The sequence below is a fragment of the Peptoniphilus grossensis ph5 genome, from assembly GCF_000311825.1.
Lineage (GTDB): Bacteria > Bacillota > Clostridia > Tissierellales > Peptoniphilaceae > Peptoniphilus_A > Peptoniphilus_A hominis.
Genome location: NZ_HE978566.1, coordinates 877,526 through 901,346, shown reverse-complemented (window position 1 = coordinate 901,346; position 23,821 = coordinate 877,526). Strand labels below are relative to the sequence as shown.

At 35.0% G+C, this 23,821-nt stretch carries 28 protein-coding genes and 5 tRNA genes; all 33 read left to right on the top strand.

What is annotated here, in order from left to right; translation table 11 throughout:
- Positions 1-73 precede the first annotated feature (73 nt).
- The 33 genes from HGPG_RS04310 (at position 74) to HGPG_RS04150 (ending at position 23,777) form a co-directional block, all read left to right on the top strand.
- Positions 74-149 (top strand) — tRNA-Thr (locus HGPG_RS04310).
- Between the two features lie 22 nt (positions 150-171).
- Positions 172-257 (top strand) — tRNA-Tyr (locus HGPG_RS04305).
- Positions 258-282: 25 nt separating this feature from the next.
- Positions 283-357 (top strand) — tRNA-Gly (locus HGPG_RS04300).
- 9 nt (positions 358-366) lie between these two features.
- Positions 367-443: transfer RNA gene (locus HGPG_RS04295), tRNA-Arg, on the top strand.
- 41 nt (positions 444-484) lie between these two features.
- A tRNA-Leu gene (locus HGPG_RS04290) sits at positions 485-571 on the top strand.
- Positions 572-749: 178 nt separating this feature from the next.
- Positions 750-1,865 carry a peptide chain release factor 2 gene (prfB, locus tag HGPG_RS04285; RefSeq protein ID WP_019124831.1) on the top strand — a complete coding sequence of 372 codons (1,116 nt, stop codon included), beginning with the start codon at positions 750-752 and terminating at the stop codon, positions 1,863-1,865.
- A 7-nt stretch (positions 1,866-1,872) separates the two neighbouring features.
- The gene (gene pyrF, locus HGPG_RS04280; RefSeq protein WP_019124830.1) at positions 1,873-2,577 is read left to right on the top strand and encodes an orotidine-5'-phosphate decarboxylase; all 705 of its coding nucleotides are present in this window, start codon (positions 1,873-1,875) and stop codon (positions 2,575-2,577) included.
- A complete protein-coding gene (gene pyrE, locus HGPG_RS04275) occupies positions 2,577-3,206 on the top strand; it encodes an orotate phosphoribosyltransferase (RefSeq protein WP_019124829.1) in 630 nt (209 codons plus the stop codon). The genes pyrF and pyrE overlap by 1 nt, the downstream gene beginning before the upstream one ends.
- 83 nt (positions 3,207-3,289) lie before the next feature.
- Complete coding sequence (locus HGPG_RS04270) at positions 3,290-3,640, top strand: YkvA family protein (RefSeq protein ID WP_019124828.1); 351 nt, start codon at positions 3,290-3,292, stop codon at positions 3,638-3,640.
- Positions 3,612-4,229: a DNA-3-methyladenine glycosylase gene (locus tag HGPG_RS04265; protein ID WP_019124827.1), complete on the top strand. Its 618-nt coding sequence runs from the start codon at positions 3,612-3,614 to the stop codon at positions 4,227-4,229. Before HGPG_RS04270 ends, HGPG_RS04265 begins: the two co-directional genes overlap by 29 nt.
- 53 nt (positions 4,230-4,282) lie before the next feature.
- The gene (locus HGPG_RS04260) at positions 4,283-5,110 is read left to right on the top strand and encodes an energy-coupling factor transporter ATPase (RefSeq protein ID WP_019124826.1); all 828 of its coding nucleotides are present in this window, start codon (positions 4,283-4,285) and stop codon (positions 5,108-5,110) included.
- Positions 5,098-5,964: an energy-coupling factor transporter ATPase gene (locus tag HGPG_RS04255; RefSeq protein ID WP_019124825.1), complete on the top strand. Its 867-nt coding sequence runs from the start codon at positions 5,098-5,100 to the stop codon at positions 5,962-5,964. Before HGPG_RS04260 ends, HGPG_RS04255 begins: the two co-directional genes overlap by 13 nt.
- Complete coding sequence (locus HGPG_RS04250; RefSeq protein ID WP_019124824.1) at positions 5,957-6,754, top strand: energy-coupling factor transporter transmembrane component T family protein; 798 nt, start codon at positions 5,957-5,959, stop codon at positions 6,752-6,754. The genes HGPG_RS04255 and HGPG_RS04250 overlap by 8 nt, the downstream gene beginning before the upstream one ends.
- On the top strand, positions 6,751-7,482 hold the full coding sequence (gene truA, locus HGPG_RS04245) for a tRNA pseudouridine(38-40) synthase TruA (RefSeq protein ID WP_019124823.1): 732 nt from the start codon (positions 6,751-6,753) through the stop codon (positions 7,480-7,482). Before HGPG_RS04250 ends, truA begins: the two co-directional genes overlap by 4 nt.
- Before the next feature lie 145 nt (positions 7,483-7,627).
- Positions 7,628-8,014 (top strand): Asp23/Gls24 family envelope stress response protein, encoded by a 387-nt coding sequence (locus tag HGPG_RS04240; RefSeq protein WP_019124822.1) that lies wholly within the window; start codon positions 7,628-7,630, stop codon positions 8,012-8,014.
- On the top strand, positions 8,011-8,409 hold the full coding sequence (nusB, locus tag HGPG_RS04235; protein ID WP_019124821.1) for a transcription antitermination factor NusB: 399 nt from the start codon (positions 8,011-8,013) through the stop codon (positions 8,407-8,409). The genes HGPG_RS04240 and nusB overlap by 4 nt, the downstream gene beginning before the upstream one ends.
- A 1-nt stretch (position 8,410) precedes the next feature.
- Positions 8,411-9,862 carry an exodeoxyribonuclease VII large subunit gene (gene xseA / locus HGPG_RS04230; protein ID WP_019124820.1) on the top strand — a complete coding sequence of 484 codons (1,452 nt, stop codon included), beginning with the start codon at positions 8,411-8,413 and terminating at the stop codon, positions 9,860-9,862.
- The gene (xseB, locus tag HGPG_RS04225; RefSeq protein ID WP_019124819.1) at positions 9,863-10,087 is read left to right on the top strand and encodes an exodeoxyribonuclease VII small subunit; all 225 of its coding nucleotides are present in this window, start codon (positions 9,863-9,865) and stop codon (positions 10,085-10,087) included.
- Entirely contained in the window at positions 10,071-10,934 is an 864-nt protein-coding gene (locus tag HGPG_RS04220) for a polyprenyl synthetase family protein (protein ID WP_019124818.1), read from the top strand. Before xseB ends, HGPG_RS04220 begins: the two co-directional genes overlap by 17 nt.
- Positions 10,934-11,734, top strand: coding sequence for a TlyA family RNA methyltransferase (locus HGPG_RS04215; protein WP_019124817.1), 801 nt, complete (start codon positions 10,934-10,936; stop codon positions 11,732-11,734). Before HGPG_RS04220 ends, HGPG_RS04215 begins: the two co-directional genes overlap by 1 nt.
- Before the next feature lie 7 nt (positions 11,735-11,741).
- A complete protein-coding gene (recN, locus tag HGPG_RS04210; protein WP_019124816.1) occupies positions 11,742-13,403 on the top strand; it encodes a DNA repair protein RecN in 1,662 nt (553 codons plus the stop codon).
- Positions 13,404-13,955 (top strand): NUDIX hydrolase, encoded by a 552-nt coding sequence (locus HGPG_RS04205; protein ID WP_019124815.1) that lies wholly within the window; start codon positions 13,404-13,406, stop codon positions 13,953-13,955. It begins immediately after the preceding gene.
- On the top strand, positions 13,948-14,748 hold the full coding sequence (locus HGPG_RS04200) for a purine-nucleoside phosphorylase (protein ID WP_019124814.1): 801 nt from the start codon (positions 13,948-13,950) through the stop codon (positions 14,746-14,748). Before HGPG_RS04205 ends, HGPG_RS04200 begins: the two co-directional genes overlap by 8 nt.
- A complete protein-coding gene (locus tag HGPG_RS04195; RefSeq protein WP_019124813.1) occupies positions 14,748-16,049 on the top strand; it encodes a thymidine phosphorylase in 1,302 nt (433 codons plus the stop codon). Before HGPG_RS04200 ends, HGPG_RS04195 begins: the two co-directional genes overlap by 1 nt.
- A gap of 1 nt (position 16,050) precedes the next feature.
- Positions 16,051-16,683, top strand: a complete 633-nt coding sequence (locus HGPG_RS04190; protein WP_036731315.1) for a site-2 protease family protein — start codon at positions 16,051-16,053, stop codon at positions 16,681-16,683.
- Complete coding sequence (locus HGPG_RS04185) at positions 16,662-17,405, top strand: segregation and condensation protein A (RefSeq protein ID WP_019124811.1); 744 nt, start codon at positions 16,662-16,664, stop codon at positions 17,403-17,405. Before HGPG_RS04190 ends, HGPG_RS04185 begins: the two co-directional genes overlap by 22 nt.
- Positions 17,374-17,901 carry an SMC-Scp complex subunit ScpB gene (gene scpB, locus HGPG_RS04180; RefSeq protein WP_019124810.1) on the top strand — a complete coding sequence of 176 codons (528 nt, stop codon included), beginning with the start codon at positions 17,374-17,376 and terminating at the stop codon, positions 17,899-17,901. The genes HGPG_RS04185 and scpB overlap by 32 nt, the downstream gene beginning before the upstream one ends.
- Positions 17,898-18,605 (top strand): pseudouridine synthase, encoded by a 708-nt coding sequence (locus HGPG_RS04175; protein ID WP_019124809.1) that lies wholly within the window; start codon positions 17,898-17,900, stop codon positions 18,603-18,605. The genes scpB and HGPG_RS04175 overlap by 4 nt, the downstream gene beginning before the upstream one ends.
- On the top strand, positions 18,602-19,156 hold the full coding sequence (gene mnmM / locus HGPG_RS04170) for a tRNA 5-(aminomethyl)-2-thiouridylate-methyltransferase MnmM (RefSeq protein ID WP_019124808.1): 555 nt from the start codon (positions 18,602-18,604) through the stop codon (positions 19,154-19,156). Before HGPG_RS04175 ends, mnmM begins: the two co-directional genes overlap by 4 nt.
- Positions 19,153-20,343, top strand: a complete 1,191-nt coding sequence (locus tag HGPG_RS04165; protein ID WP_019124807.1) for a BaiN/RdsA family NAD(P)/FAD-dependent oxidoreductase — start codon at positions 19,153-19,155, stop codon at positions 20,341-20,343. Before mnmM ends, HGPG_RS04165 begins: the two co-directional genes overlap by 4 nt.
- A gap of 87 nt (positions 20,344-20,430) precedes the next feature.
- Positions 20,431-21,051 carry a (d)CMP kinase gene (gene cmk / locus HGPG_RS04160; protein WP_019124806.1) on the top strand — a complete coding sequence of 207 codons (621 nt, stop codon included), beginning with the start codon at positions 20,431-20,433 and terminating at the stop codon, positions 21,049-21,051.
- A 3-nt stretch (positions 21,052-21,054) separates the two neighbouring features.
- Positions 21,055-21,645 carry a lysophospholipid acyltransferase family protein gene (locus HGPG_RS04155; RefSeq protein ID WP_019124805.1) on the top strand — a complete coding sequence of 197 codons (591 nt, stop codon included), beginning with the start codon at positions 21,055-21,057 and terminating at the stop codon, positions 21,643-21,645.
- The gene (locus HGPG_RS04150; protein ID WP_019124804.1) at positions 21,630-23,777 is read left to right on the top strand and encodes a bifunctional 4-hydroxy-3-methylbut-2-enyl diphosphate reductase/30S ribosomal protein S1; all 2,148 of its coding nucleotides are present in this window, start codon (positions 21,630-21,632) and stop codon (positions 23,775-23,777) included. The genes HGPG_RS04155 and HGPG_RS04150 overlap by 16 nt, the downstream gene beginning before the upstream one ends.
- Positions 23,778-23,821 lie beyond the last annotated feature (44 nt).

Genomic DNA, 23,821 nt, shown 5'->3' with positions numbered 1-23,821 from the left:
AACCCGATCCAGGTCGCCAATTAAATTTTCATAGCAAAATTTTATAAAGTATGCTATGATTAATAAGTGAGATGCTGGTGTAGCTCAATTGGTAGAGCAACTGACTTGTAATCAGTAGGTTAGGGGTTCAAGTCCTCCCACCAGCTCCAATAAATCTATGGGATTTTACATGGAGGAGTTCCCGAGTTGGCCAAAGGGGACGGACTGTAAATCCGTTAGCTTAGCTTTCAGTGGTTCAAATCCACTCTCCTCCACCAAAAAACTTTATAAAAATTTACTTATGCGGATGTGGCTCAGTGGTAGAGCATCGCCTTGCCAAGGCGAGGGTCGCGAGTTCGAATCTCGTCATCCGCTCCATTTTTTTATGTATCCTTAGCTCAGCTGGATAGAGCGTCTGGCTACGGACCAGAAGGTCGGGGGTTCGAATCCTCTAGGATACGCCACAAAAACTTGTAATTTTATATTACAAGCTTTTTTGTTTTATGCAGGAGTGCTGGAATAGGCAGACAGGCATGTTTGAGGGGCATGTGTGAGAAATCGCGTGAGGGTTCAAGTCCCTCTTTCTGCACCAGATGAACTACTTAACTTTTGTTAGGTAGTTTTTTTTATGAAAATTTTTTAAAAATTTAAGACTTGAGATTTATATAAAGTGAAAATTTTTTAAATAAAATTCCCTTAAAAGACAAAAATATTAGTGAGATAGGGACATCTGTGTTATACTAAAATAAGCAAAATAAAGGAGGATTTTTATGGAGCAAAATGTCTATTTAGATAAGGAGCGCCTGGAAAATTACAAAACTACTACTAAGGCTTTGGGAGAGTCTCTGGAGATTGATTCTCTTAAGGAAAAAGTTGTTGAACTTAATAAAAAACAAATGGAACCAGGTTTTTGGGACGACAATGAGGCTGCCCAAAAAGTTATAAATGAAACAAATTCATATCAAAGGAAGATAGATCAGTACGACCAGTTAAATGAGCTCATTACAGATGCAGAGGACCTCATTACTTTAATGGAAATCGAGGAAGATTATTCTTCTTATGCTGACTTTCAAGCTCTTGTTGCTGAAATTGAAAAGGAGACTGCTGACTTTAAGCTTAATACTCTCTTAAATGGCGAGTACGATTCTCACGATGCCATTCTTTCTATTCACGCTGGTGCTGGTGGTACTGAGGCACAAGATTGGGCGAGCATGCTACTTAGGATGTACACTAGATATGCTGAAAATAAGGGCTTCAAGGTTGAAACTCTTGACCTCTTAAAGGAAGACGAGGCTGGCATTAAGTCTGTTACTTTAAAAATTTCTGGGGAAAACGCCTATGGCTATCTAAAAGGTGAAAAGGGCGTTCATAGACTTGTAAGGATTTCTCCTTTTGATTCTAATAAGAGAAGGCACACTTCTTTTTCATCTGTTGATGTTTTCCCAGAGCTTGATGACGACAATGAAGTTGAAATAAAGGAAGAGGAATTGAAAATCGACACTTACAGGTCTTCTGGTGCTGGTGGACAACACGTAAACACTACTGACTCCGCTGTTAGAATCACTCACATTCCTACTGGTATTGTTGTTCAGTGTCAAAATGAAAGAAGTCAAATTCAAAACAGAGAAAAGGCAATGAACATGTTAAAGGCAAAACTTATTGCCCTTGCTGAAGAAGAAAAGAAGGAAAAAATCGAAGATCTTCAAGGTAATTATTCACAAATAGCATGGGGTTCACAAATTAGGTCCTATGTTTTCCAACCTTATACAATGGTCAAGGACCACAGAACTAATGTTGATGTTGGTGATGTGGAAAGAGTAATGGACGGAGATTTAGATACTTTTATTAACGCCTATTTGCAAGAAAAGGCGACTGCAGAAAGTTGAGGTTGACATGGCAAAGGATGTAATTATTGCCCTTGATTTTCCAAGTGGCGAAGTAGCTCTTGATTTTTTAAAAAATTTTAAGGACGAAAAAGTTTATGTAAAAGTTGGAATGGAGCTTTTTTATAAGGAAGGTCCAAGTATTATTAATGAGATAAAAAAACTTGGACACAAAATATTTTTGGATTTGAAAATTCACGACATTCCAAATACTTGTAAGGGTGCGACAAATTCTCTAATTTCACTTGATGTTGACATGATAAACTACCACATAGCTGGCGGCAAAAAAATGTTAAGTGAAGCTAGTGAGATTGTAAATAAGGAAAAGCCTGAGATGATTACTCTTGGTGTTACTATGCTTACTTCTACTGACGAAGATGTTATGCACCATGAGCTTAAAATTGACGAGAGAAAATCTCTTGATGATGTTGTTCTTGATTATGCAAGACTTGCCAAGGAGGCAAACTTATCTGGCATAGTTTGCTCTGCCCTTGAAGTGCCAAAGATTAAAGAAAACTTAGGAGATGACTTTATCACAGTTACTCCTGGCATTAGAAAAGTTAAGGGCACTGACGACCAAAAGAGAGTTGTAACTCCAAGTGAAGCAAGAGAATTGGGGTCTGACTATATAGTTGTTGGAAGACCTATCACAAAGGCAGAGGATCCACTAAAGGAATACAAGGAAATTAAAAGAGACTTTTTAGGAGGAGAATAATGCGAGAAATTGCAAAAATTTTATTAAAATTAAAGGCTGTAACACTTTCACCAGAAGATCCCTACACTTGGGCATCTGGCATAAAGTCTCCTATTTACTGTGACAACAGACTTACACTTTCTTATCCAGAGGACAGAAAAGTTGTTGAGGAAGGCCTTGTAAATTTAATTAAAGGAAAATTCCCTAATGTAGAATATATTATGGGTACAGCAACTGCTGGCATTCCTCATGCTGCTATTATTGCTGACAAAATGAATTTACCTATGGGCTTTGTGAGATCTTCAAACAAGGACCATGGCAAGCAAAATAAAATTGAAGGGGCAAAAATTCCTGGCGCCAAGGTTGTTGTAATTGAAGACTTATTCTCAACTGGCGGCTCCTCTATTGAAGCTGCAAAGGCTCTTACTGATGTGGGATATGAAGTTCTTGGCATAGTAAGTATTTTTACCTACAATATGAAATCAGCTGCTGAAAACTTTAAGGCATCTGGTTACAAACACGAATCACTTACAAATTTTGACGAACTAATTGATGTTGCTCACGAAATGGACTACATCAAGGAAAGTGAAATTGAAAAGTTAAAATTATTTAGGGACAATCCAAAGGATTCCTCTTGGATGAATGTTTAATTTACTTTTTGGGTAAAGGAAAAGTGAAATTCGAACTTAGGGGGAAAAAAGTTGAATTATTATAAAACTTTAAGAAGGATCTTGTGCCTTATGCCAATGAAGTTTTTAAAAACAAGGACAGGTTAAATAAAGTTATTGAGGAGTCTATGTCACAGACTAATAAACTTGATATGTTTAAAAAGATTTCTCGGGAACTTAAACTTGCCCTTGGACTTGTCATAGACTATTCAAAGGGAAATTATAGGGATGTTAAAAAATTTGACATTCTCTTAATTGTGGCAGGGTTTTTGTATCTACTAAATCCAGCTGACATTGTTCCAGATTTTATTTTATTTTTTGGATTTGTTGACGATTTAAGTGTCCTAACTTATATAGTTAAGAAATTAGACAAGGAATTGGAAAAATATGATAAGTGGAAAAATTCTAGGGACTGATTTTTTCAAGAGAGACACAGTTGAAGTAGCAAAAAATTTATTAGGAAAGAAAATTATCAGAAATATTTCTGGTAATTTTTTCTGTGCAAAAATAGTTGAAACTGAAGCCTATCTTGGTTTAAGGGACAGAGCTTGTCACTCCTACGGCGGAAATATTACAAAGAGAAATGAAATTTTGTATAGACATGGCGGCACAATTTATGTCTACTTAATCTATGGAATGTATAATCTCTTAAATATTGTGACAAGGGATGAAGATGAACCAGAGGCAGTCCTAATTCGTGCAGTGGAGCCTCTGGAAAATTTAGATGGCATGGCTATTAATAGATTTGGAAAAGTTTACAAGGACCTTTCAAGCTATCAAAGGAAAAATCTTACTAATGGACCAGGCAAACTTTCCATGGCGTTGGGCATAGATAGAAGCTTAAATGGTAAAATTCTTTCGCCAGACTATCTTTACATAGAAGAGGGCGAAGATGTAAAAAATATTGTTGCGGCAAAGAGAATTGGCATTGATTACGCAGGAGAGGACGCCCATCTTCCTCTTAGATTTTATCTAGGGGATAGTCCCCATGTTTCAGTTAAATAATGTAGATTTTTGTTAAGTTATGATTTATAATAGGTTAACATAAAGGTGATGTAATGATTAGCATAAAAAATTTGTCTTTTAAATATGATTATGAAGACGAAAATGCAAAACAAATTTTAAAAGATATAGATTTAGAAATAAATGAAGGCGAGTTCGTCGCCCTCCTTGGACATAATGGTTCAGGCAAGTCAACTCTTGCTAAATTAATTAATGGACTCTTAATTCCTGGCGAAGGAGACGTTTTTGTTGATGGCATGAACACGAAGAATGAGGAGGAAATTTGGGACATAAGGCGCAATGCCGGCATGGTTTTTCAAAATCCAGACAATCAATTAGTTGCCACAATTGTTGAAGACGAAGTTGCCTTTGGTCCAGAAAATCTTGGCATTGAGCCAGCTGAAATTAGAAAGAGAGTGGACAAGGCCCTAGAAGATGTTGGCATGACTGATTACAAGAAGAATGCTCCCCATCTTTTATCTGGTGGACAAAAGCAAAGAGTTGCCATAGCAGGCATCCTTGCCATGAGTCCAAAATATATTATTTTAGACGAGCCAACTGCCATGCTTGACCCAAGTGGAAGGCGCGAAGTTATTGATACTCTCGTGAAGTTAAATAAAGAAGAAAATAAAACTATTATACTAATCACTCACTACATGGAAGAAGCAGCAATCAGCGACAGAGTTGTAGTTATGGAAGATGGAAATATTGTCCTAAGCGGAAAGCCTAGGGAAGTATTTTCTCATGTTGATGAAATAAAAAAATTGGGACTTGATGTGCCACAAGTTACAGAACTGGCACATGAGCTTAAAAAAGATGGTATTGAGATTTCTACAGAAGTTTTAAATATCGATGAAATGGTGAAGGAAATATGTCACTTATAGAGATAAAAAATTTAACACATATTTATAGTGAGGGCCTTCCCTTTGAGAAGAAGGCAATTGATGATATAAATTTAAAAATTGAAGAAAATGAATTTATAGGTCTCATTGGACATACAGGTTCTGGCAAATCAACTTTTATTCAACACTTAAATGGACTTTTAAAGCCTAGCAGTGGAGAAATAATTGTGGATGGAATGAAGGTAGACAAGTCCAGCTCAAACTTAACTGAACTTAGGAAAAAAATTGGCCTTGTCTTTCAATACCCAGAGTACCAACTTTTCGAAGAGACTATAGAGAGAGACATTGCCTTTGGACCAGGTAACTTAGATTTATCTGAAGAAGAAGTCCTAAGAAGAGTTAAGTCCTCCATGGATTCAGTGGGACTTGATTACGAAACTTATAAGGACAAGTCGCCCTTTGAACTTTCTGGAGGACTAAAGAGAAGAGTTGCCATAGCAGGCGTTCTTGCTATGGAGCCAAAGGTCTTAATATTAGACGAGCCAACGGCAGGACTTGACCCAAGAGGTCGTGACGAAATATTAAGTGAAATAAAAAGCATTCACGAAAAAAGGAAGATCACTGTAATTTTAGTTTCTCACTCCATGGAAGATGTGGCAAAAATTGCTGAGAGAATTATAGTAATGGACAAGGGAAAAGTATTTTTGGACTCAAATCCAAGAGAAATTTTTAGAAACGAGGACAAACTCCTTTCAGTTGGACTTGGCATACCACAAATTACATCACTTATGAGAACTTTAAAGAAGAAGGGACTAGACATTAACGAAGACTCCATTACAGTGGAAGAAGCCAAGGAGTCCTTGATAAAATATTTGAGAGGTGTTTCTCATGTTTAAAGATATAACAATTGGACAGTATTTTCCAGGAGAAACCCTAGTTCATAAATACGACCCAAAACTAAAGATGCTTACCATGATACTTTTCATTGCATCCCTGTTTTTTATCTCTTCAGTATTTATGTATTTGCCAGTGGTAATTTATTTGCTACTTATCATATATGCAGCAAAACTACCGGTGGGCTTAGTCCTTCGCGGACTTAAACCACTTAAATGGATAATACTGGTAACTTTCATAATAAATTTATTTTTCTCACCAGGTGAAGCAAAATACACATTTGGAATTTTGAAAATTTCACAAGAAGGAATTGACCTTGCAGTATTTATGGGCATAAGACTTATACTTTTAGTTCTTGGCACATCACTACTCACTTATACAACATCGCCAATTGAACTTACAGATGGAATTGAGTCACTCCTTAGACCCTTTAGGAAAATTGGGGTGCCAAGTCACGAAATCGCCATGATGATGACAATTGCCCTTAGGTTTATCCCAACTCTAATCGAAGAAACTGACAAAATTATGAAGGCACAAATGGCAAGAGGAGCAGATTTTGAATCGGGAAATATAGTGAAGCGTGCAAAAAATTTGGTGCCCCTACTTGTTCCCCTCTTTATAAATTCCTTTAGAAGGGCAGAAGAACTTGCCACAGCCATGGAAGCAAGATGCTACAGAGGTGGAGATGGCAGGACAAAAATGAATGCATCAAAAATTGTGAAGAAGGATGTAATTATTTTTGTGGGCAATTTAATATTTTTTGCAGCAATAATTTTGGTTTCAAAACTATGAATATACTGATAAAAATAACTTATGACGGCACAAACTTTCACGGCTTTCAAAGTCAACCTGATGAGAGAACTGTGGAAGGCGAACTAAATAAGGGTCTTGCCAAAACCTTAAAGGAAGAAGTAAAAGTTTTTTACGCAGGCAGAACTGACAGGGGAGTTCATGCCCTTGGTCAGTATGCAAATTTTTATTCAGACACCACAATTGACATTGGAAATCTTCCAAAAGTTATAAACTTTAACTTGCCCGAAGATGTTTCAGTTGTGGGTGCAAAATTTGTGCCAGATGATTTTCACGCCAGATACGATGCAAAGTTAAAAAAATATCGCTATGTAGTCCACAGATCTCGCTATAGAAATGCCCTTCTTTTAAATAGGGCCTATGAATACCCCTATGAAGTGGACGCAGAGAGAATGAGAAAGGCTCTCTCATACTTAATTGGCGAGCATGACTTTAACTCCTTTATGGGTAAGGGAGCTGTAGTAAAAGATTCCATAAGGACAATAGAGCGAATTGATGTAATAGAAGATGGCGACTTTTTGTATCTGGACTTTGTTGCAAAGGCCTTCTTAAAAAATATGATACGAATAGTTACGGGAACTGCCCTTGAAATAGGACGAGGACAGAGAGAAATTGAATACATGAAGGAAGCCTTGGAGAAGAAAAAGAGAAAGGCTTCAGGACCAACAGCACCAGCCTGCGGACTATACTTAGTAGATGTTAAGTATTAGCCCTCGGGCTTTTTATTTTATAAAAACTTTGATTTGGCAAAAACTTCAAGAAAAAATTTATTTTTAAAAGTGCGGCAAAGTGCAATAAATTGATAATATAAAAAGTATTTGGTATAATTATTTTAGTTAATTTGGAGGTGTAATAGTGGATAATAAATATCTTGTTAATGGTAATGAGGCAGATGGTAAAGTTAAGATTTCTGAAGATGTTATCGCTACAGTTGCATCAGTTGCAGCTGAAAGTGTTGATGGCGTTGTCAAAGTTGGATCAAACTTCAAGTCTCAAGTTACTGACATTTTAAATACAAAAAACTTCAATAAGGGCGTAAGAGTTAATATTGGAGAAAGAGAAACTATTGTAGATGTATATATTACTATTGAGTACGGAGTTAAAATCGTTGAGCTTTCTGAAAAGGTGCAAGCACAAGTTAAGGAAGCTATTGAAAATATGACAGACTTTGATGTCGTGGAAGTGAATGTGCACATTTCAGGCATAGCTTTAAAAAATTCTGAAAAGACGATTGTAAAATGAGTAGAAAGAAAGCAAGAATAGGTGCCATGCAGGCACTCTTTTCTATGGACATAAACAATGATTTTTCTCTCGACAATTTGAATTTATTTATGGAAAATAATCACTTCCTAGGCGATGAAGCTGATTATATTAATAGAGTTGTGCCAGATATTTTGGACAAGCTCGAAATTGTGGATGAGACAATCGAAAAGAACTTAAAGGGCTGGACTATGGCTAGGCTTGCCAAGGTGGATAGGCAAATTTTAAGAATTGCTGTCTATGAATTTTTGTACAAAGATGACATTCCACCAGAAGTTTCTATTAACGAAGCTGTTGACATTGCAAGGCTCTATAGTTCTGATGATGCGCCTAAATTTATAAACGGAATTTTGGGAACTATTTATAGGAGTTTTTAATTTGGCAAAGGCTGCTTTTAATGTAAGTGAACTTAACAATTACATCAAAAAGCTAATCTCAATGGACTACATCTTAAGGGATATTAACATCACTGGCGAGGTCACGAATTTAAATGTGCATAGTAATGGCAATATTTATTTTTCTCTAAAGGACAAGTTTGCAAGAATTGATGCAATGGCAAGTCAGGATGATGTAAATATTAAATTATCTGACGGTGCCAAGGTCATGGCTAAGGGCACTGTCACTTACTATGAGAGAAGTGGCAGGATTTTTTTGTATGCCAGTGAAATTGAGCTTGATGGCAGGGGAAATCTCTACCAAAAATACTTGGAATTAAAGAAAAAACTTTCTGAGGAAGGTCTTTTTGATCCTTCTCACAAGAAAAAAATCAAAAAATATCCATCTTCTATTGGATTAATCACATCTACAAGTGGCGCTGCCATAAAAGATGTTATAAATCTCTTTAGAAAGAGAAATAAAAACTGTGACATTTTTGTTTTTCCAAGTTTAGTTCAAGGTGATGCGGCAAGTGAAAACTTAATTCGCGGCATAAAATATTTTAATGAAAAAGAGATAGTTGACACAATAATTATTGCTCGTGGTGGCGGAAGTTTTGAGGACTTATTTGTTTTTAACGACGAGAGCCTTGCCAGAGGAATTTTTGCGTCAAAAATTCCTATTATTTCTGCCGTTGGTCACGAAATCGACTACACTATATGCGATTTTGTGGCAGATTTAAGGGCGGCAACCCCAACAAATGCAGCTGAACTAGCGACTCTCAGTGAAGATGAAATTATAGACTATCTTTCAAAAAAGAAAGATGAGCTCAACAATTTAATAGAGAGAAGGCTAAGTATCAGTCACTTGAAGCTGATTTCTCTATACAATAATATTTCTCTAAAAAATCAAGTTTATAAGATGAATTCTATGACCAGAGACCTACTTTATAGGGGAACTTTATTAAATAATTCCATGGAAAAAATTTTGCAGGATCATGCTTACGATCTTCAAGATAAAAAGTTTTACTTGCAGAATTTCAAACTTAATAAGTCCAAGGATCTTGAAAATTATTCCTTTAGGCTTAATAATATTTCAGTAAAATTATCTTCCAAAATCAGCAAAAATAGGGAAAATTTGAACTTTAACAAAAAACTTTTAGCTCATTATTTTAATTCACGCATTAAAGATGAATTTGACAAGTTTAAATCCTATGAAAAGTTTATTTTGGACTACGATTTAGATAATAGATTAAAAAATGAAAGGGAAAGGCTAAATTTTTTAAGTGTAAGATTAAATTCAGCCTTTGATAAGATTAATAAAATAGAAATACTTACAGAAGATGGATTAGAGTTAAAATCTGCCAAGGATGCAAGGCTTGGAGAAATTATTTCTCTAAAATTCAAGGATGGTAATGTTAAATCCAAGGTTCAAGAAGTGGAAATGAGGGATTAAATGCAAAGAGATTACGAAAGTTCTTTTAGGGAGCTTGAAAAAATTATAAAGGAACTTGAGTCTAAGGACATTAGTCTCGAAGATTCCATAAAAAAGTACGAAGAAGGCATTGAACTTTACAAGTATCTTAACAATACTCTAAAGGCATACGAAGGCAAAATTAAAACTATTGCAGAAGAAAATTCTGAATTTATTGAGGACAAGAAAGATGACAGATACAGATAATTTATTAGAAAAATTTAACAATTATTTGAGCTCACTACTTGAATACGACGACAGTCCACAACATAAGGTAATTGATTCTATGAAATACTCACTTTTCTCTGGTGGAAAGAGAATTAGGCCCATGCTAACTCTTTTGACTTATAGTGAGTTTTCAAGTGAAGAGGATTCCTTTGATAAAATTCTTCCCTTTGCTGCTGCAATTGAGATGATACATACTTATTCTCTAATTCACGACGATCTTCCAGCCATGGATAATGACGATTTTAGAAGAGAAAAGCCTACTAATCACAAGGTTTATACTGAAGGAATTGCCACTTTGGCAGGGGACGGACTTCTAAATATGTCCATGGAAATTCTTCTTAGACATATTGAAAATCTTGAAGACAAAGATGACTTAAAACGTGCCATAAGGGCAATGAAATACATTTATAATGCCACTGGCGTAAATGGAATGATTGGCGGACAAACTATTGACATAGATTTTAAGGTGGCTGATTATAACGAGGACATCTGTGAAAATATGTACAAGCTAAAGACAGGCGCTCTAATAAAGGCATCTGTAGTTGTAGGTGGCATAATAGCAGGAGTTGAAGCAGACAACATCACTAAACTTTCAAAGTTTGGTGAAAATATTGGTCTTGCTTATCAATATGAAGACGACCTACTTGATGAGGACAAGGATCCTGACAGTGGTGAAATAAATATGCTTTTCTTCAAGGAAAAAGAGGATTTAAAAAATGAAATTGTGGACCTTACTAATTCTTCCTATGAAGCACTTGAGGGGCTTGAGCTTAAAGACAATTTACTAAAAAGTTTTGTTGCAAAACTAATAAATAGGAGCAGATAATGGCTAAAAAACGCGCAGATGTTTTATTAGTTGAAAAAGGCCTAATAGATTCCAGAGAAAAAGCCAAGAGATTAATAATGGAAGGCAAGGTTTTTATTGGCACTGAAAGAGTGGAAAAGCCAGGCATGCAATTAAAGGATGATGCCAAAGTCTACATCAAGGGCTTAGAGGACAGCTTTGTGTCAAGGGGTGGTCACAAGCTTGAAAAGATGATTGACGACTATGACATAGACCTAGAGGGTGCTGTCTGCGTTGACATAGGCGCCTCAACTGGAGGCTTCACTCATTGCATGCTAAAACATGGGGCCAAAAAAGTTTATGCCATTGATGTGGGTTACAATCAGCTTGACTACAGACTAAGGATGGATGATAGGGTAGTCTCTCTTGAGAGAACTAATATTAGATATTTTGACACTACATTAATAAGAGAGGAAGTGGATTTTATTTCCATTGATGTTTCCTTTATTTCCCTTGAATTAGTCCTTCCAGTTGCCAAGGAAATTTGTGGCGAAAAGGGGAAAATTGTAGCCTTAATTAAGCCACAGTTTGAAGCAGGCAAGGGCAAAGTTGGCAAGGGTGGCATAGTAAGGGACAAAAAAGTACATATTGAAGTTATTGAAAAGATAATAGGTCTTGCAAGAGACTTGGATTTAAATATTCTTGCTCTCACAAATTCTCCAATTAAGGGCACAAGTGGAAACATTGAATTTTTAATTTACTTGTCAAATTCTGAAGAGTCTAGTGAAAATTTTGATGCAAGTGATATAGTAAACAAGGCTTATGAAAGTTTAAATGATTAGGTGAAATATGCTTTTAGAGTTAAATATCGAAAATTTTGCAATAATTGAAAATATGAAAATTGAGTTTGAAAGTGGCTTAAATGTTTTAACTGGAGAAACTGGCTCTGGTAAGTCAATTATCATAGACTCCCTTGGTCTTGTCCTTGGTCAAAGAGTAAATAAGGACATTATAAAAAAGGGAAAGGACAGAGCTTTTATCGAAGCAGTCTTTTCTTCCTATGACGAGGAGACGAAAGGACTTTTGTATCAATATGGAATTGATTCAGGAGATTTAATTGTAATTTCCAAGGAAATAAGGGACAAGGGTCCATCAATTACGAGGATTAACAACAGAACCATAACTTCTCAAATTCTATCAAAAATTTCAAGTCATCTAATTGATATTTTTGCCCAACATGAGTCAATTTCACTTATGGACAACAAAAATCAGCTAAAATTAATTGATGATTTTTCTGGAAAGGCTCAAAAAGATTTACTCTTGAAGTTAAAAGATCTTGTTCAAGAGATAAATTCTTTAAAAGATGAATATCAAGAAAAGACTCTTCTCGAAAAAAATAAGGATAGGGAAATGGATTTGTTGTCCTATCAAATAAAAGAAATCGAAGATGCAGGCTTAACTGATTACGATGACGAAGAACTTTACGATGATTTTAACGCCCTAAACAACATGACTGACACCCTAATAAAATTATCTCAGGCAAAGTCACTTATCAATGACGGCTACGAAAGTGCCTCTGCCGAAGATATTTTAGACAAGATAATAGGCAATATTGTTGATGTCACAAAGTATAACAAGGACTTAAAGTCGACAGAAGAAGAGCTTGAGGACATTAGGTATAGGCTATCTGATATTGCAAAGGACCTTGATAGGATTATAAATTCCAGCGAAGTTGACGAGGAAAAACTCCAATATTTAAAGGAGAGAATTGACCTTGTTAATAATTTAAAACTAAAATACGGAAACAATGTCAAGAAGATAAATTCTTTCTATGATGAAATAAAGGAAAGACTTTTATTTTTGCAAAACTTTGAAGATAATTTGCAAAAACTTTTAAATAAAATAAAAAATTTAGAAGACCAGGCTTTAAAACTTGCAGGAGAAATTAGCGAAAACAGAAAGAAAACTGCAAGAGTCTTAGAGAAAAAAGTAGAAGAAGAGATTAACAAGTTAAATATTAAGGGTGCAAAATTCAAAATTGATATAAGTGACAAAGACCTTTCCCTTGATGGAATTGACAAAATTGAATTTTTAATTGCACCGAACTTAGGTCAAGACTTAATGCCTATGGCAAGGGTTGCATCTGGCGGTGAAATGAGTAGAATTATGCTTGGATTTAAGAGCATCATTGCTGAAAAAGACAACATCCCTACTCTGGTTTTTGATGAAATTGATACGGGTATTAGTGGCAAGACTGCACAAATTGTGGGCAACAAGATAAAAGAACTTGCAAGGGACAGGCAAGTTATAGTAATATCTCACTTGCCACAAATTGTTGCACTGGCAGACACGCATTTTGCTATAAAAAAAGATGTGGTTAATAACAGCACAATTTCTACAATTGACAAGTTAAATTATGATGAGAGAGTGGAAGAAGTTGCAAGATTAATTGGCGGAATGAATGTAAGTGAAGTTGCAATAGAAACTGCAAAGGAAATGATTGGTGATTAAATGGCAAATTCAAATTATGAAGAGAGAACTATGAAATCCACAAAGATTTTTGACGGCAAAGTCTTACAACTAAGAGTTGACACAGTTGAGATGGAGGGTCAAAAGTACACTAAAAGAGAAATAGTGGAGAGACAGCCTGCTGTTGGCATAATTGCTATAACAGAAGATGACGAAATTATCCTTATAAAACAATATAGAAAGGCAATTGACAAAGAAATTTATGAAATTCCTGCAGGCATGGTGGACTTTGGAGAAGAACCACAAAAGGCAGCTCTTCGTGAATTAAAGGAAGAGACTGGCTATGATGCAGAAAAATCTGAATATCTTTTAGAAACTTATTCTTCTCCTGGCTTTACTAATGAAAAATTATTTATTTTCTACGCCGGTGGACTTACAGAAGGAGACCAAGATCTTGACGAGTTTGAGCACCTAAGTGTGGAAAAAGTAAAATTCGAGGAAGCTTTAAAACTTATAAGTTTTGGAGAAATAACTGACTCAAAATCTGTGGCAGGAATTTTATTCTACAATAATTTTAGGAGGAAAAATGGATAAGACTATTAAATATATAAGAGAACAAACAAAGCTTGAACCTGAAATTGGAATTGTCCTTGGCTCAGGACTTGGCGACTTTGCGGATTCAATTGAAGATAAAGTTGAAATAGCCTACAAAGACATTCCTGGCTTTCCTGTTTCCACAGTTAAGGGTCACGATGGCAAGTTAATTTTTGGAAAAATAAATTCAAAAAATGTCTGCCTAATGAAGGGCAGAATTCACTTTTACGAAGGCTATGACATGTCTGATGTTGTCTATCCTATAAGAGTCCTTGCAGATTTGGGAGTGAAGACTTTAATTTTAACTAACGCTGCAGGTGGAGTAAACACTGACTTTAATCCAGCAGACCTTATGATAATTACAGACCACATAAATTTAATGGGCAAAAATCCATTAATAGGTCCTAATGACGAGGATATAGGTCCAAGATTTCCTGATATGACTGACCTTTACACGCCAGAACTTGTTGACCTTGCAGAAAATTCTGCAAAAAAACTTGGCATTGGCATAAGAAAGGGTGTCTACATGTACTTTACAGGACCATCTTATGAGACAGCAGCAGAAGTTAGAATGGCTAGGATACTTGGAGCAGATGCTGTTGGCATGAGCACAGTGCCTGAAGCAATTGTGGCAAGGCACAGGGGACTTAAGATTCTAGGCATCTCAACTATCACTAATATGAGTACGGGCATTCTCGACACGCCACTTGACCACACAGAAGTTGTAGAAGTGGGAAATCTTGTTGCCGGCAAATTTAAAGAACTTTTAAATGAAATCATTGAGGAGATTTGATGAATTTTTTAGATATTATTCAAAAGAAAAAGGAAAACAAAGCCTTAAGTGAAGAAGAAATAAAATTTTTTATTGAAAATTATGTAAAGGGAGAAATTCCTGACTACCAAGTTTCAGCTTTTTTGATGGCAGTTTATTTTAACAAGTTAAATTTAGATGAAACTTATTACCTAACAAAGGCAATGATAGATTCTGGTGACCGCGTTGATTTATCTGAAGTGCCAGGTTCTAAGGTGGACAAGCACTCCACTGGTGGCGTTGGCGACACAGTTACCCTTGTCCTTGGACCACTACTTGCATCAGTGGGTCTTGTCTTTGCCAAGATGAGTGGCAGGGGACTTGGACACACTGGCGGAACTCTCGACAAGCTTGAGTCAATCCCTGGCTTTAATATAAATATTGGCGGCAAAGAATTTGTTGAAATTTTAAAAAAATCAAATATAGCAGTAATTGGTCAAACAGAAAATATTGTGCCTGCAGATAAACTTTTATATGCCCTAAGAGATGCAACGGCAACTGTTGACAACGTAAGTTTAATAGCATCATCAATTCTTTCAAAGAAGATTGCCCTAGGCACAGACGGTCTTGTTTTAGATGTAAAAGTAGGCAGTGGCGCCTTTATGAAGGATGTGCCATCAGCTGTTGAACTATCAGAACTCATGGTAAATCTTGGCAAAAAATTTGGCAGAAACACTAAGGCAATAATAACGAGCATGAACGAGCCTCTTGGCGATGCCATAGGAAACAGTCTAGAAGTTATAGAAGCTATAAATATTTTAAAGGGCAAAAAATCTGGTCATCTTAAGGAAATTGCACTGAGAATTGGCTCTAAGTTAATGATTATGGAAGGTCTGGCAAAAACTGAAGATGAGGCAAGAAAAGTTCTTGAAGGGAAAATTTCTGACGGCTCTGCAATAGAAAAGTTTAAGGAAATGGTTGAGCTTCAAGGCGGAGATCCATCCTACATTGATGACACAGATAAATTTAAAAAGTCATCAATAATAAAAGACATCACATCAGAAGAAACAGGCTTTGTAAAATCCATTGAAGCAATTGAAATTGGCATTGCATCAAGAGATCTTGGAGCCGGTAGACACAAGAAGGGCGATGTCCTTGATTTAAGTGCAGGAATTTACCTTCACAAAAAAGTTGGTGACTTCGTGGAAAAGGGCGAAAAAATTGCTACAATTTACACTGAAAAGGAAAATGAAGTAGCAGGCGCTATAGAAAGAATTAAAGCAGCCTATGCTTTTTCTGACAAGAGGGAAGATTATAAATTAATTATAGAAGAGATTGATTGAAATGAATAAATTAGATATAGCATCTATTGCAATAAATATTATTGCACTTATGATTGCCATTATTCCACATGAGATAGCCCATGGTTATGTTGCCTATCTCTGTGGAGACACAACTGCAAAGGACGACGGAAGACTTAGCTTAAACCCACTTAATCACATTGACCCTGTGGGTTTAATTTCTATGATTATTTTTAGGTTTGGTTGGGCAAAGGCTGTGCCAATTAACCCCTATAGGTTTAAGGGCAACAGAAAAGTCGCCTCACTTTTAGTTTCCCTTGCAGGAGTTTTTACTAATTTTGTTCTTGGTTTCATTTCAGGAATCATTTTAGTTTACTTAAACTACAAGTCATCCTTTTTGACACCACTTTTCACATCAATTTTTTGGTACAACATTATGCTTGGCGTATTTAATCTTGTGCCCCTTCCACCCCTTGATGGGTCAAAGGTCTTGGCAACACTTTTGCCAGAAAAGTTGGAATATAAATTTTATAAGTACGAAAAATATTTTTACTTTGTCCTTGTAATAATGATTTTTTCTGGCTTTGTAGACAAATTTATAGCGCCAATTATTGAAAGTATTTTAAGTGGAATTATTTACTTGGGAATCAAGCTATGGAATACAATATTGTTTTAAAAACTTATGAAGGTCCAATGGATCTTCTTTTAGATTTAATAAAAGAAAATGAAATAGATATTTACGACATTCCAATTTTTAAAATCACTGAAGAATTTTTAAAATACATTGAAAATATGAAGAAGCTAAACCTCACTCTCACTTCTGATTTTATTTTAATGGCATCTACTCTTTTAGAGATAAAATCAAAAATGCTCCTTCCAAAAAAAGAGGCCTTAGATGACGAAGAAGTGGAAGAAGACCCAAGGCTCGACCTAGTTGAAAGTCTTTTGGAATACAAAAAGTACAAAGAGGCTTCAGAGATTTTAAAAATTCAAGAGGAATATGAGTCAAAGTCTTTTTACAAGCTTAGGACAGAAATTTTTTCCATGAGCGAAATGGATTTTTTAAAGGATTCCAACGTGGAGAAACTTTCCCTTGCCTTTTTCAATATTTTGAAGAACTACAAAGACAAGGAAGTTGTTGGCATTGAAAGAGAATATTTTAAAGTTGAGGACGCATCGAGAAAGATTAAGCAAGCTTTAAAGAAAAATAAAAAGATAAAATTCAGCCAACTTTTAGTAGATATAGTCTATAAGGTTGATGTTATAACTTATTTTTTGGGAATGCTTGAACTAATTAAGAACCAGTACATCGTCGCAAATCAAAGTGACAATTTTGCAGATATTTTAATTGAAGAAAGAGAATACCATGGACAAGAACAAACTCAAATCAATAATTGAATCAATACTTTTTATTTGGGGCGACCCCATAAGCCTAGAGGACCTTGCAAGTACCCTTGAACTTAGAAAAGACTATACAAGGGAAATTCTCATGGAGATGAAGGAAAATTATAAAAATGAAACTTCAGGACTTAGACTAAGAGAAGTGGACGGCAAGTTTCAACTTGGCACTAAGCAAGAAAATGAGCCCTATCTTAAAAATTTAATTAAAGAAAAAAATGAAAAAAATCTTTCCAAGCCTGCCCTTGAAACTCTTTCCATTATCGCTTATAAGCAACCAGTGACAAAAGTTGAAGTAGAAGAACTAAGAGGTGTCAACTGTGACAGCACAATAAAGGGTCTTCTTGATTTTAATTTAATAGAAATTTCTGGCAAGCTTGACAGGATTGGTCATCCAAATTTATACAGCACAACTGATAAGTTTTTGCAAAAGTTTGGCATGAAAAATTTGGAAGACCTGCCTGATTTAAAGGAATTAGAGGAGGAATCTAATTGAGATTACAAAAATATATGGCTCACTGCGGAGCTGCATCGAGAAGAAAGTGTGAAGAATACATTAAGGAAGGTCTTGTAAAAGTCAACGACAAAGTTGTCACAGAGCTTGGCACAAAAGTCGACCCCAATGTTGACAGAGTTTACTTAAATGGCAAGAGGCTGACACTTGAAAATAAAAAAATTTACATGATTTTAAATAAGCCCATTGGAGTTGTCACAAGCGCCAATGATGAAAAGGACAGACAAACTGTAACTGACCTTGTGCCAGACGACTACAGAGTTTATCCTGTGGGAAGACTTGACATTGACACCACAGGCTTAGTTCTCCTCACAAATGACGGCGAACTTGCAAATATTTTAATGCATCCAAGATATAAAATTGGCAAAAAATATATTGTAACTGTGGAAGGCACACCTAATGCTCATGAACTTTCCCTTTTAAGGGCAGGACTTGACATTAGAGACTTAAAGACTTCTCCTGCAAATATTAAGATTTTAAAAAACTTTAAGCAAGATTCAATTTTAGAAATAGAAATTTTTGAGGGACAAAATCATCAAGTGAAGAGGATGTTTGACTACATTGGTCACAGTGTAAAAAAACTAAAGAGAATTTCCATGGGAGAGATTGAACTCCTTGACCTTGAAGTTGGAAACTACAGATACTTAAATGAAAAAGAAATCAAGTATTTAAAGGGATTAAAATGATTGTAAAGGAAAAATATTTTGAGATAGTTGACGAAATTCTATCTCATAATTTTTTAGGCAAAATCGCTGTGGATGCCACTGTGGGAAAGGGCAAGGACAGCTTAAAACTTTTAGAGGCAGTGGGAGATGAGGGTTTCCTCTATGGCTTTGATCTGCAAGAAGAAGCTATTGAAGCTGCAAATAAACTCTTAAAGGATTATAAAAATTATAAATTATTTTTGGAAAGCCACGAAAATATTGATAAAATAGAAAAATTTGACCTAGTAATTTATAATCTTGGATACCTTCCTGGCTCAGACAAAAAAATTACAACCTTAAAAGATTCAACTATTTCATCACTTAAAAAAGCCACAGAAAAAATTTCTGAGGGAGGAATAATAATTGTGGTTTCCTATTTAGGTCATGAAAATTCTCTTGAAGAAAGACTTGGAGTAGATGGTTTTTTAAAAAATCTCGACCAAAAGATCTTTAAAGTTGAAAAGAGAGAATTTTACAATCAAAAAAATAATCCACCTATTGTTTATTTAGTGGAAAAGAAGGTAGAGAGATGAAAATTGCAATAATTGGAGGAGGACCTGCTGGGGTGATGTGTGCCATAAAGGCTGCAGAAAATCACCAGGTTACTATCTTCGAAAAAAATGAAAAATTGGGCAAAAAATTATTTATTACAGGCAAGGGAAGATGCAATCTCACAAATTATTGCGATGAGAGAGAATTTTTGAAAAACATTGTAAATAATTCTAGCTTTATGTACTCATCAATTTATTCTTTTTCACCCTTTACTACTTATTATTACTTTGAAGAACTGGGCCTTCCCCTTAAAGTTGAAAGAGGTAATAGAGTTTTTCCTGCCAGCGACAAGTCCTCTGATGTCATAAGAGCCTATGAAAAAAAATTAAAAGCCTTGGGCGTAAAAATAAATTTAAATTATGAAGTGACTTCCATTGAAAAAGTTAACGGTGAGTTTATGATAAATGGCAGAGAAAAATTTGACAAAGTGGTAATTGCTACTGGTGGCATATCCTACAAGCTCACTGGGTCAACTGGCGACGGCTATAAGTTTGCAAAAGACTTTGGCCACAAGGTCATAGACCAAGTGCCGGGACTCATTGGCATAAATTTAAAAAACAATTTTTCCTTGGCAGGACTAACTTTAAAAAATGTGGAGTTAAAAGTCCTAAAGGATAAAAAAATTATTTCAAGGGAGTTTGGCGAGATGCTATTTACTCACAGAGGCATTAGCGGTCCAATTGTCCTAACAACTTCAAGTAAAATAAATAGATTAAAAGATTTTGAAATGTACTTGGACTTAAAGCCAGCCCTTGATCCTGAAAAGCTTGATGCGAGAATTTTAAGGGACTTTCACGAAAATCAAAATAAAAACTTAGAAAATGTAATGAAGTCACTTTTGCCAAGAGATTTAATTATTTATGTCCTTGAAAGTGCAGGCATATCTGGAGACAAAAAGGTAAATCAAATTACAAAAGAAGACCGAGAAAGTTTAATAAGAACTATTAAAAACTTTAGCTTAAAATTTGATTCATTGGATGACATTGACAGAGCCATAGTAACAAGTGGGGGTGTCGATGTAAAAGACATAGACCCCAAGACTATGGAGTCAAAAAAAGTTTCGGGGCTCTATTTTATTGGAGAAGTTCTTGACCTTGACGGACTAACTGGTGGATTTAACATTCAAATTGCAAACTCAACAGGATATTCTTGCGGAATCAATTTGTAAAGTCTATTCCTTTACTTATTTTTGAAAATAAAATATAATGAGATTAATCCACTACTATGGATTGTAGTGATTTTTTTGGAGGTAAAAATGAAAATTGCAATAGATGGACCAGCAGGCTCTGGCAAAAGTTCCATAGCAAAGGAAATAGCAAATAGACTTGAGATTTTATATATAGACACAGGTGCCATGTACCGAGCCATAACTCTTAAACTTTTAAGGGCAGATGAAAGTGACTATGAAAAAATTTTAAGTGAGACAAAAATAAATTTTGATGGCGATAAAATATTTTTAGACGGAAGAGATGTGTCTAAGGAAATTAGGGAAAATGAAATTTCTAATAAAACTTCTGAATTTTCTAAGAAAAAAATTATTAGAGATTACTTGGTAAAGATGCAAAGAGAAATTGCCAAGGATAGAGATGTTGTCATGGAAGGAAGAGACATTGGCTCAGTGGTTTTAAAGGATGCTGAATACAAATTTTTCCTAACAGCTGATGTAGAGACTCGCGCCATGAGAAGGTATAAGCAACTTGACGACGACAGCCTAAACTTTGAGGATGTCCTTGCCGATTTAAAGGTCAGAGACTACAACGACTCTCACAGAGAAAATTCGCCCCTCATAAAGACTGATGATGCAATTTTAATTGACAGCACAGACTTAAATGCTGAAGAAACTATAGAAAAAATTATTTCATACATTAAAAGGTGACTTATGTTTTACAAATTTGTACAAGTTTTTATTGGATTTTTTGTAAAAATTATTTATAGAATTGAAGTTCTTGGAATAGAAAATATTCCTTTGGAAGACAAAAGACTAATAGTTTGTGGAAATCATAAGAGCAACCTTGATCCAGTGACACTTTCTGCAATTTTTCCAAGGCAAATTCATTGGATGGCAAAAAAAGAACTCTTTCAATATAAAATTCTAGGCGGTTTTTTGAACAAAATGGGAGCCTTTCCCGTGGACAGAAATAATAATGACTTAAAAGCTGTAAAGACTGCCCTAAAAATTTTGAAAAATGAAGATGTCCTTGGGATTTTTCCAGAGGCAACTAGGGTTAGTGAAATTGACTACACGAGAATAAAGTCAGGCGTGGCACTAATTGCACAAAAAACTAATTCAGAAGTTCTTCCAGTTTTTATAGAAGGTGACTATAAGCCCTTTAGAAAAAATAGAATTTATTTTAGAAAGCCAGTAAAGATAAATAAAGAAATTAAATATTCGAATGAAGAATTAGAAAATATTTCTCAGGACATAATGAGAATGGTTTATGGTGATGAGATAAAATGGAAATTATTCTAGCAGATGTAAGGGGCTTTTGTGGAGGAGTAAAAAGAGCCGTAAAGATGGCATTTGATAGTGCCCAAGAAGGCGTCTACTCCTATGGGGACTTAGTCCACAACGAATTTGTGGTGAAGGAACTAGAAGATAAGGGCGTAAAAAAAATCGATGACACTCATGTCCATGATTCAAGGGTAATTATAAGAAGTCATGGAGTCCACAAAAAGATTTTAGATGAACTGATAGAAAACAATAATGAGATAATAAATTGCGTGTGCCCCAAAGTAGAAAAAGTTTATAATATAGTAGATAATTTCTATAAAAAAGGTTATAATATAGTAATTATCGGGAATTATAATCACCCTGAAGTTATAGGGATTAATTCCAGATGCAATGACTCTGCAACTATTATTTCTAACTTGGAAGATATAAAAATTCCAGAGGGAAAGATTGTTGTTGTCTCACAAACTACAAATAATGTAGAATTTTTTGAAAATGCAATAAATATTATAAAAGATATTTCAAAAGATGAAGTTTTAGTTTATAATACTATATGTAATGCAACTTTCAAGAGACAAGAGAGTATTAGGGATTTATCAAAAAAAGTTGACGCTGTAATTGTACTTGGCGGCAAAAAATCTTCTAATACAAAAAAACTTGCAGAGATTGCAAAATTAAATTGTAAAAATGTATTTTTAATTCAGTCTATTAAAGACATTGATTTAAATATATTTAAAAAATTTAATAAAATTGGTATTACCGCCGGAGCATCCACACCGGAATCGGTAATCAAGGAGGCTGTTTGTAGGATGGAAAATTTTGACAAAGGTGAGATGATGGAAGCCATTGATAATTCTTTCAAAAGAATTAGAAAGGGCGAAGTAGTAACTGGAGAAGTTTTATATATAACTGATTCAGAAGTAATGGTGAATCTTGGATACAGATCAGATGGTATCATTTCAAAAGATGAACTAGCAGGAGGACCAGATGTTAATCCTCAAGATCTTTATGAACAAGGTCAAGAAATTGATGTATATGTTCTAAAGATGGATGATGGAGATGGCAATGTTGTTCTTTCAACAAAAAGAGTTGCTGATATGAAGATTTGGGATGAAGTTGAAGAACTTTATAACAACAAAGAAAATATCACAGTAACTGTAAAGAACCAAGTAAAGGGTGGTTTAACTGCAGATTACAGAGGATTAAATGTATTTATCCCAGCATCTCATGTTTCTGTTAGATTCCAAAAAGATTTAAGCAAATTCATTGGAGAAGAATTCGAAACTGAAATTATCGATTTTGATAAGAGAAAGAAGAGAATTGTTGTATCCAGAAAGAATGTACTTCAAGAAGAATTAGACAAAGTTCGTGACGAAGTATATGACAAGCTTAAAGAAGGAGACATTATTGAAGGAACTGTACAAAGACTAACTAACTTTGGTGCCTTTGTAGACGTTGGAGGAGTAGATGGACTTATCCATATCTCTGAACTTTCATGGAACAGAGTAAAGCACCCTTCAGATGTTGTAGCACCTGGAGACCTAGTAAAGGTACAAGTTCTAAATGTTGATAAAGAAAAAAATAGAATTGCACTTGGACTAAAACAAACTATGGAAAAACCATGGGATGTATTCACAAGTGAAGTTAAAGTTGGCGATGTAGTTAAGGGTAAAGTAGTTAACCTTCTTGACTTTGGTGCCTTCGTAAGACTTGAACAAGGCGTTGATGGACTTCTTCATGTATCTCAAATTTCAAGAGAACATGTTGAAAAACCACAAGATAAACTTTCTATTGGCGAAGAAGTTACAGTTAAAGTAACTGATATTGATGAAGAAAATCAAAAGATTTCTCTTTCTATCAAGGCTCTAATTGAACCAGAAGAAAAAGAAGAATCAGAAGAAGCTAAACCAAGAGAAAGAAAACCTAGAAGAGAAAGAAAACCAGCTCCAAAGAGAGAAAAGAAAATTGAAGAACCAAAACAAGATGACTTCAACATGACTATTGGAGAAATGCTAGGACTTAACTTCGCTGATGCAGAATTAGATTCTGAAATTATTGAAGATGAAAAAGAAATCGCTGCTTCAGAAGAAGCAGAAGCAACAGAAGCTGTTGAAGAAGCAAAAGAAGAATCTGAAGAATCAACTGAAGAATAATAATAAATCAAATTTGAGAGAGACTTGTCTCTCTCTTTTTTTTT